Here is an 8,961-nt window from a genome sequence, read left to right on the forward strand (position 1 = left end):
GCGCATGCCTTCCTGCACCACGCCGATATTCTCGAAGATGTCTGTGATCTGGTAGGCGACCCAGCCGGCCATGTTCACGATCTGCCACGCAAGCGGCAGCGCCATGGCGACCGTGCCGACCTGCACCTTGCCCTGCGTCCACAGATAGATCGAGAGACCCGCGACCGTCACCACCATCGCAGCATTGAGCGTCGCCAGCGTCAGCGTGAACAGCGTGTTGAGCCGCAGCGACGCGTGGAACAGCCCGGTATGCGTCTCGATCGAGTTGCGCACATAGGCATCCTCCTCGCGCGCGCGTGCGAACAGCTTCAGCGTGAGGATGTTCGTGTAGGTGTCGACAATCCGCCCGGTCATGATTGAGCGCGCTTCAGACACTTCGACCGAGGTATCGCGCATGCGCGGCACGAAAATGCGCAATAGGATTCCGTAACCCGCGAACCAGACGAGGATCGGAACGGCGAGCCACACGTCGGCGGCCGCGAGCAGCAGCATTGCGCTGGTGCCGTAGACGAGGATGTACCAGACCGCCGTGATCATCGAGACCAGGCTCTGACGGATCGCGGGGCCTGTCTGCATCACCTTGTTGGCGATGCGCCCGGCGAAATCGTTCTGGAAGAACGCCCAGCTCTGCCGCACCACATGCCAGTGGCTCTGCCAGCGGATCAGGTTCGTCACATTGGCGGCGATCGCCTGGTTGGCGACCATGTTCTGCGCGGTGAGAGCAAGCGGCCGGACGATAACCAGCACCACGGCCATGCCGAGGAGGAGGTGCCAGGATCGCGCAAACAGCGCGGTCGGGTCGCTGGCCGTCACCAGCGTCACGACGCGGCCGATGAAGACCGGAATGGTGATGTCGAGCAGAGCGACGATGAAGCCCGTGACAAACAGCGCCGCGAACAGCCCTTTCGCCTGGCGTGCGAAGTGCCAGTAGAAGGCGATCAGCGTCGGCGGCGGCTCCGGATTGTCCGGCAGCACCGTCGGCTGCAACGCTCTTTCAAACCACCTGAACATGGCGCGTCCACAGACAGCAAAGGCGGCGCAATGACGCCGCCTGCAGCTCGATATTATCGGATTGGACGTAGCTATGCCCGCATCATGTCGGGAGCAAGGCGTCAGAGCGCTGCCGCCCCGTCAGTGGCAAGCTGACAGGATGTGGCGCGTCATCCGGTTCCGCCAGGCGCTCGGATTTCAGCCGTTGCAGGACGTCTCGGGTGTCATTGCCGCGGGGTCACCCGGACCGGCCAGCACCACCGTCTGCGACGATATTTCGGCGGCGTCATCCGACGTGGCACCGGGACGCAGCCGGCGCTGCAGATAGTAATTGGTTAGAGCGGTGCTGAGCTTTTCGCGCGCAAAGGCGGCGCAGCCTGGATCGATGCGTGCCGTGACGGCGTGTCGTTCGGCGGGCGGATCGTCCGGCAGTTCCGTCACCGCGCGGCCGTCGGTTGTCGAAACCGCTGCGGCGTGACGCAGAGCCTGCGTGGGGTCCGACGTCTCGGGTGCAGGTGAGCGAAACATCTCCGACAGCAACATCACCGCGCTGGCAAGCAAAAGCCCGCCGATGAGGAAACTCAACAGCCGTATCGTCGAAGCGCCGCTCCTGGTCTGCGCAACGGTACGGTCGCGAAAGCGACGACGCTGCGGATAGAGGAATCGATGCGGCAGAACGGATTTGATCAGGGAGGGAAGCATGAGGATCGTCACGGGGGCGGGAGCAAAGTGGCATGCTCATACCGCGACGCACCTTAACCGCGCTTAAGACGTGAGACCGAATTGCCTGAAGGGTGACACGCGCACTAACGCAATCGATCAAATTGTCGGAGACATGCTAGTGGTCCGATTCAAACATTCGCATCCTTTTCACGGCGGGCCCTTTTGCGAATGTTTGAATCAAACGACCACCGGATCACAGCTTGCGATCGCGGATGCCGGCCTTCTCGTAAAGCTCGTTGATATGCTTCTTCACGCCCTCACTCACGGTGTCGTCCGCCGCGGTCTTCGCCCAGCCGACCTTGTTGCGGGCATAGTCGGCAATCTCCTCGTCCTGATTGGAGGTCGCACCGCTCACGGCATAGGCGCCGATCATCTCGTTGCCGTGGAAGATCGGATGCGAGCCGCCGGACGCCGCGATCTTGCCGTTGGTGAAGACCGACGCGTTCGCCATCAGTTGCGGATTGCGCTCCTTGAACCATTGCTGGATCACAAGACCGTCGGGGAAGCGCGGGCTCATCGAACGAAAGGCTGCGACCGTGTAGGCCTTGGCGATTGCGGTGTCGGGCGTGATGAAGCCGGCTCCGTCCATGCGCTCGAGCGCGATCAGGTTGCCTTCCGGCCCGACCACGGCGGTGGTGACGGCAACGCCCATCTCTTTCGATTTTTCCTCGACCGCGTCGAAGAAAGGCCGGCAGGCTTTTGCGCTCAGTTTCATGTGTCTATCCGTGTCAGTTTGTCTTCTGCAGGCCGGAGGCTTTCACCACCTTTGCCCATTTGTCAGTCTCGACCGCGATCAGCTTGCCGAATTCGTCCGGCGTGCCGCCAAGGATGTCCATGCCTTGTTTGGAAAGGGTTTCGACAACGTCCGGCGATTTCAGCGCTTCGTTCGTAGCTTTCGACAATTTGTCGATCACGTCTTTTGGCGTCCCGGTTGGTGCGAGCAGCCCGAACCACAAGCCGGTGTCGAAGCCCTTCAGTGCCGCCTCGTCCATGGTTGGCAATTGCGGAGCCGCTTTCGTGCGCTTCAGCTGCGACGAAGCCAGCGCCCGGAGAGATCCCTTCTCGACATGCTGCAAAACGGTCGCAGCCGGCGAGAACATTACCTGCACGCGGTTTGCGAGCAGGTCGCTGACCGCCTGTCCGCTGCCGGGATAGGGGACGTGAACGATTTTGACGCCTGCCATCTGGTTGAATAATTCGCCGGACAGATGGGGTGAGGTGCCGACGCCGGAGGATGCGAAGGACAAACCGTCCGGTTTCGACTTCGCGAGCGCGATCAGTTCCGCAACGCTTTTCACGCCCGTGTCGGGATGCACGACGAGGATATTCGGCAAGACGACGAGCGGCGCGATCGGCGCGAAGTCGCGCGCGAAATCAAAACGGGTCTGCGGCGCGAGCGTGGTGTTGATGGTGTTCGCCACCGTTCCCATCAACAGCGTGTAGCCATCCTTCGGCGCCTGAGAGACGAATTCTGTAGCGATATTGCTGCCTGCGCCGGGCTTGTTCTCGACAATGAATTGCTGGCCGAGCAACTGCCCGAGTTTCTGCGCCACGATACGCGCGGCACTGTCCGCGGAAGCGCCGGCGCCGAAACCGACGATGATGCGCACCGGCCGGGACGGATAGCTGTCTTGCGCGATGGCGGGCGCAGTGAAGGCGAGAAGTGAAGCTGCGATGATGCAGCGCGCTGACATGACAGACATGATGTCCTCCCGATCGGCTGACTGAAGCAGCCGTTTCGACAGCGATCATGCCTCAACGATCGGCGAGCGCAAAAAGAAAAGGCCGCCGGAGCGGCGGCCTTTCGCAATTCTGTTTTTTGACAGCACGAAAATCAGCGGTGCTGCACGACGATCTTCGTGCCGACCGGCACGCGCGTGTACAGGTCTTCGATCTCGCTGTTGACCAGACGGAAGCAGCCGGACGACACGGCGTGGCCGATGGTCTCCGGGGCGTTGGTGCCGTGCACGCGATAGACCGTGGAACCGATATACATCGCGCGGGCGCCCATCGGATTGCCGGGGCCGCCGGCCATGAAGCGCGGCAGATAGGGCTGACGCGCGATCATCTCGGGCGGGGGAGTCCAGTCGGGCCATTCCTGCTTGCGAGTGATGCGGTGGACGCCGCCCCACTGGAAGCCGTCCCGGCCGACGCCGACGCCATAGCGGATCGCGCGGTTGTCGCCCTGAACGAGATAGAGGAAGCGGTCATGCGTATTCACGATGATCGTGCCCGGCGCCTCGTGCGTCCGGTAAAACACCGCCTGTCGCCGGTATTCGTACGGCAGGACGAAGCCCTGATTGCCGTCCACCCCGGGGTCGCGGTCGTTGATTGTTGGTGACGGGATCGAGCCCTGTGCAACGACCGGGGCGGGCAATGCACACGCCATGGCCACGCCGGCAACAGCCAGCAAACGCATCCAATTCATGTCGGAAACCCCGGCTCCCCAAAGTAACGATGTTGGCGCAACTCTGACCAAAATATGTGGCGAAATTCAATACAGCCGGCGCTCAACAGGTCGCGAGCGCCGGCTCTCCGAGTGGTGCGATACTACTGCCACTGTCCGGCAAATCAGCCGGCCGCCGAGGGTGCGCGGCCGGCCATCATCAGCCTCATTGCTGGCCAGGGCCGGTGCCGACGAAGCCCGTGATTTTCCAGCCGCTGGCGTCCTTCACGTAGCAAAGCTGGTCATTTCCGAGCGGGGCAAGGACGTCGGCCGAGACGAACCCGACCTTGCCCGACGGCGTGACGACCCGCACCAGCGGCACCTCGTTCTGCGCGGGGGCTGCCTGCTTGGGATCGGGCATGATCCGGATCAGGACCATGCCGAGCTTCTCGGTCACCGGGGCCTTGGCATTGGCGGCGGCGCGGACCTCGATCTCGGGATTGAGTGGGTAGGCGAAGTCGCCGGGATCGGCGCCGGTGGACTTGGCAACCTCTTCCAGCTGCTTCTCGTCAAATTGCGGGTCGGCCGGGCTGCAGATCACGCCCTGTTTGCCGGGGAAGGTCGTTGCGGTCGGCTCCATCGCGTAGCCCTGCAGGATGTCCCAGCCCACCGGCTGCTTGCCGGCGAGGCTGATGATCGTCGCGAGATTGTCCACGCCGGACTTCTTCTTGTCGGCCTGGTCGCCCTTTTCGCCCTCCCAGAAGAAGCCCTGCGCAACCACCATTGTCGACAAGGCTGCCCGATCCTTCTTCGCGGCGGCTTCGCCGAGCTGCTTGCGGAAGGCTTCGAAGCTCGGATCGCTGACCGGACCGGGGACCTTCACGGAGATTGCGGTGTAAGGCTTGGCGGGAGCAGGCGGAGGCGGGCCCTTCTGGGGCGGCTGCTTCTGCTGGGCCTGTGCGCCAAACGGCGCAGCGAGGAGAAGGGCAATGGCGAGGGGAATCGCGTGACGTGAAATCGCGTGGCGCATCATGGTTCTCCAGAGAACAGCCGACTCTAAGGGCATGGGCATGGAAATGCGACGGGCGTACGGCGCCCGCACGATCATTTTCCCGTCAGTTCCGGGCGGCGCACTCTCGAGAATCCAATGCTAGAAGCGGATGTCGTTCACGCCAACCGGTCGCCGCATGTCATTCACATCTCCCTATCTTCTGCCGATCCTTCTGTTGCTCGGCTCCAATGTCTTCATGACGCTCGCCTGGTACGGCCATCTGCGGTTCAAGGAACAGCCGCTGCTGGTCGTGATCTTCGTCGCGTGGGGCATCGCCTTCATCGAATATTGCATGGCGGTGCCCGCCAATCGCTGGGGCAGCGAGGTCTACTCGACGGCGCAGCTCAAGACGATCCAGGAAGTCATCACGCTGATCGTGTTTGCCGGCTTCTCGGTGGTCTATCTCAAGGAGCCGTTCACCTGGAATTATGCGCTCGGCTTCGCCTTCATCGCAGTCGGCGCCTATTTCATTTTCCACAAATGGTGATTGCTCAAGACGCAATCATTTGGCCGGTGCGAGCCGAAGAATCCGTCCTGCGGAATTGTCCGTGACGAGATAGAGCGCGCCGTCCGGACCCGTGCGCACATCGCGAATGCGCTCGTTGAGCCCTCGCAGCATGCGCTCTTCGCGCGTGACCTTCTCGCCATCGAGTTCGAGCCGCACCAGGATCGATGTGCGCAATCCGCCGATGAAGGCATTGCCCTTCCATTGCGGAAACAGGTCGCCGGTATAGATCGTGAAACCCGATGGCGCGATCACCGGCGTCCAGTAGCGGATCGGCTGCTCCATGCCAGTCTTGTGCGTGCCTTCATGGATCGTGGCGCCGCCGTAATTGACGCCGTAGCCGATCACCGGCCATCCGTAGTTCTTGCCGGCGTCCGGGATGTTGATCTCGTCGCCGCCCTGCGGGCCGTGTTCGTGCATCCACAATTTGCCGGTTACCGGATGCAGCGTCGCGCCCTGGCTGTTGCGATGGCCGTAACTCCAGATCTCGGGCTTTGCGCCCGGCTTTCCGACGAACGGATTGTCCTTCGGCACCGAGCCGTCGGGCGCGATCCGGATCACCTTGCCGAGATGGTTGTCGAGTGTCTGCGCGAGGTCGCGCGGTCCGAAATGATCGCCGGTGGTGAGGAACAGATTGCCGTCGCGCGCTTGCACGATGCGGCAACCGAAATGCAGGCCGCGAGAGGGTGGACCTTCTTGCCGGAAGATGCGCCGCACCTCGGTCAGCCGGGGCGACTCGCCGGTATCGAGCCTTGCGCGCGCCATCGCAGTCTGCGCGCCGCCGCCCTCGACGGGATCGGAATAGCAGAAAAAGATCGTGCGGTTGTTTGCGAAGTCGCGGTCGACGATGACATCGAGCAGTCCGCCCTGGTTCTGCGCAAGCACCTTCGGCACGCCGTCGAGTGGTGGCGAGAGCTTGCCGTCGCGTGTGGCGATCCGCATGCGGCCGCCGCGTTCGGTGACGAGCATGCGTCCGTCGGGAAGAAATGCGAGCGCCCATGGGTGGGATAACCCGGAGACCACGGTCACGACACGGATATCGCCCGTGTCGGATTTGAATGTCTGTTGCGCCTGAGCCGGCAGCGAGGCCGCTGCGAGGATCACCGCGACCCCAAAGGCTTTCATGCTCACCGCTCTCCGCAACGACCAAGCATAACGGTAAGAGCGCGGACCGCGTTCCGATAGAGTGCCGGAATGCCGCAATGCTTCCCGATCACAGGTGTCGTAGGATTGGCCGAGAGCGCGATCAGGGCTGCCGCAGAAGCGCGGTCGTGATCCCGCCCATCCCGGCCAGCAAGAGCCCGGCCAGAACCGCAAGCGGCATCATGCCCTCGCGTCCGTCCGCGAGTGCGCTCAAGGCGTCCGCGCGCGCCGAGCCGATCGCGACCGCCGTTACAGCGACGATGATGCAGATGACCAGCACGGCGGTCATCAGCAGGTGCGCGAAAGCCAGCTTGCGTTTCGTCAACGGCCGGGCGTTGCGATCAGGGTGGTGGAATCCGATCCCGGCGATCCGATCCCTCGTCATGGCACTGCTCCAACAGAGCGAATCAGCCCCGGAGGCAAAATCGTATGGAAAACGGGCTGCGCCCCGGCTGGAAAGCGGCGTAAGCCGTCCCGTCTGATGGCGATTTGGTGACAAATCGTTAACAGCCTCTCAACGGGTAAGAGCCGATTACTCCGCCGCGACCCGTAGCTGCTCCGGCCGATGATCCATCGCGATATGCTGCGGCTGGGCGACCACGCGCGCGAACCAGTCGCGCAACGCCGGAAACGGCCGCAGGTCGAAATCGCACTGCTCGGCGAGATGCGTATACGCATACAGCGCGATGTCGGCGACCGAGTAGCGTTCGCCAGTAACAAAGCGATTGCGCGCCAGGCGCTTGTCGAGAAGGTTGAGCGAACGCTGACCTTCCTCCATCCAGTCGTCGAGCGCATGCTGCTGCAGTTCGCGCCCGCCCTTCACGAGGCAGAGCCAGAAATAGGCCGCGCCGATATTCGGCACGATCGCGTGCTGCTCGAAGAACATCCATTGCAGGATGTGCGCGCGCTCGAGCGGGGTTTCACCGTCGAGATGCGAGCCCTCCGACAGGAACCACAGGATGGCATTCGATTCGGGGAGATAGCGGCCGGGTTCGATTTCCAGCAGCGGAATCTGTCCGCTCGGATTCTTGGCGAGGAAGTCCGGCGTATGGGTTTCGCCTTTCAGGATGTCGACATCGACCAGCACATGCGGGATCGCAAGCTGCGCCAGGGCCAGACGCACCTTGTAGCAATTCCCCGAGCGCTGCATCGAATAGAGTGTGTACATCCGAGGCTCCATCACTTCAGTTTTTCGAACGCGGTCCCCTCGCGGATAACATGACGGTGCCGGACACAAGAAGAAAAGCCCGGCCAATGCAAGGCCGCAGAGCGGCACTTCATCACAAAGTGACGTTCGTTGCGTGACACTGCGGTGCAGCGAAATAAACGTGTCGTGATTCTTACAATCGCTTCATTGGAGACGTGCTGTGTGTGACCGCGGGCATCCACGGACGGTGCTGAAAGCACATCCCTCGTCGCGCCGGCCCGCCTTCAGCAACGCTGCCGGCCGCGAGAACTCGGCCCGGTGAAATGCGGGTCGGGCCATTTCCCGGCTTGATGCAACCATCACCGAATGTCGCTTGCAGCGCAGCAAAATGGGCATTACCAAGCCCCTGCAATCCCTCGGATCAGACCCATTCAGCCAACCGGAGATCTGCCATTATGGCCTTCCTCGCCGACGCGCTCGCCCGCATCAAGCCGTCCGCCACCATCGCGGTGACCGACAAGGCGCGTGCGCTCAAAGCCGCCGGCCGGGACGTGATCGGCCTCGGCGCCGGAGAGCCGGATTTCGATACGCCGGCCAACATCAAGGCGGCGGGCATCAAGGCGATCGAGGGCGGCAAGGCTGCGAAATACACCGCCGTTGACGGCATCCCGGAACTGAAGGCTGCGGTTTCTGCCAAGTTCAAGCGCGAGAACGGGCTCGACTACAAGCCCTCGCAGATCATCATCGGCACCGGCGGCAAACAGGTGCTGTTCAACGCGCTCATGGCGACCGTCAATCCGGGCGATGAGGTGATCATCCCGGCGCCGTACTGGGTCAGCTATCCGGAAATCGTTGCGCTGCTCGGCGGTACGCCCGTGTCGGTCGTGACGACCATGGAGACCGGTTTCAAGCTGACGCCGGAGCAGCTCGATAAGGCGATCACGCCCAAGACCAAGTGGCTGATCTTCAACTCGCCGTCGAACCCGACCGGCGCGGCCTATACCCGCGACGAGGTG

At 62.7% G+C, this 8,961-nt stretch carries 11 protein-coding genes; 2 read left to right on the forward strand and 9 right to left on the reverse strand.

What is annotated here, in order from left to right:
• The 6 genes from VNZ93_RS21830 to VNZ93_RS21855 form a co-directional block, all read right to left on the reverse strand.
• A partial coding sequence (locus tag VNZ93_RS21830; protein WP_325710296.1) for an ABC transporter ATP-binding protein occupies nucleotides 1-1,011 on the reverse strand: 1,011 nt, incomplete at its 3' end.
• Between the two features lie 177 nt (nucleotides 1,012-1,188).
• Nucleotides 1,189-1,692 (reverse strand): hypothetical protein, encoded by a 504-nt coding sequence (locus VNZ93_RS21835; protein WP_325710297.1) that lies wholly within the window; start codon nucleotides 1,690-1,692, stop codon nucleotides 1,189-1,191.
• A gap of 214 nt (nucleotides 1,693-1,906) precedes the next feature.
• The gene (locus tag VNZ93_RS21840) at nucleotides 1,907-2,428 is read right to left on the reverse strand and encodes a heme-binding protein (RefSeq protein WP_325710300.1); all 522 of its coding nucleotides are present in this window, start codon (nucleotides 2,426-2,428) and stop codon (nucleotides 1,907-1,909) included.
• Between the two features lie 13 nt (nucleotides 2,429-2,441).
• A complete protein-coding gene (locus tag VNZ93_RS21845) occupies nucleotides 2,442-3,416 on the reverse strand; it encodes a tripartite tricarboxylate transporter substrate binding protein (protein ID WP_325710303.1) in 975 nt (324 codons plus the stop codon).
• A 131-nt stretch (nucleotides 3,417-3,547) separates the two neighbouring features.
• Entirely contained in the window at nucleotides 3,548-4,141 is a 594-nt protein-coding gene (locus VNZ93_RS21850; protein ID WP_325710305.1) for a L,D-transpeptidase, read from the reverse strand.
• A 184-nt stretch (nucleotides 4,142-4,325) separates the two neighbouring features.
• A complete protein-coding gene (locus VNZ93_RS21855) occupies nucleotides 4,326-5,132 on the reverse strand; it encodes a hypothetical protein (RefSeq protein WP_325710308.1) in 807 nt (268 codons plus the stop codon).
• A gap of 154 nt (nucleotides 5,133-5,286) precedes the next feature.
• Here VNZ93_RS21855 and VNZ93_RS21860 point away from each other — a divergent pair, with 154 nt between their 5' ends.
• Nucleotides 5,287-5,637, forward strand: a complete 351-nt coding sequence (locus VNZ93_RS21860) for a DMT family protein (protein WP_325710311.1) — start codon at nucleotides 5,287-5,289, stop codon at nucleotides 5,635-5,637.
• Nucleotides 5,638-5,652: 15 nt separating this feature from the next.
• Here the strand turns inward: VNZ93_RS21860 and VNZ93_RS21865 are convergent, their stop codons facing one another.
• The 3 genes from VNZ93_RS21865 to VNZ93_RS21875 all read right to left on the reverse strand — a co-directional run bounded on the left by VNZ93_RS21865 (nucleotide 5,653) and on the right by VNZ93_RS21875 (nucleotide 7,966).
• Nucleotides 5,653-6,780 carry a PQQ-dependent sugar dehydrogenase gene (locus tag VNZ93_RS21865; RefSeq protein WP_325710314.1) on the reverse strand — a complete coding sequence of 376 codons (1,128 nt, stop codon included), beginning with the start codon at nucleotides 6,778-6,780 and terminating at the stop codon, nucleotides 5,653-5,655.
• Nucleotides 6,781-6,901: 121 nt separating this feature from the next.
• A complete protein-coding gene (locus VNZ93_RS21870) occupies nucleotides 6,902-7,183 on the reverse strand; it encodes a hypothetical protein (RefSeq protein ID WP_325710318.1) in 282 nt (93 codons plus the stop codon).
• 147 nt (nucleotides 7,184-7,330) lie between these two features.
• Nucleotides 7,331-7,966, reverse strand: a complete 636-nt coding sequence (locus VNZ93_RS21875; RefSeq protein WP_325710320.1) for a glutathione S-transferase family protein — start codon at nucleotides 7,964-7,966, stop codon at nucleotides 7,331-7,333.
• 434 nt (nucleotides 7,967-8,400) lie between these two features.
• Here VNZ93_RS21875 and VNZ93_RS21880 point away from each other — a divergent pair.
• Nucleotides 8,401-8,961, forward strand: a 561-nt coding sequence (locus VNZ93_RS21880; RefSeq protein ID WP_325710323.1) for an aminotransferase class I/II-fold pyridoxal phosphate-dependent enzyme, incomplete at its 3' end; no start/stop codon positions are given.

Source organism: Pseudorhodoplanes sp., from assembly GCF_035565795.1.
Classification (GTDB): domain Bacteria; phylum Pseudomonadota; class Alphaproteobacteria; order Rhizobiales; family Xanthobacteraceae; genus Pseudorhodoplanes.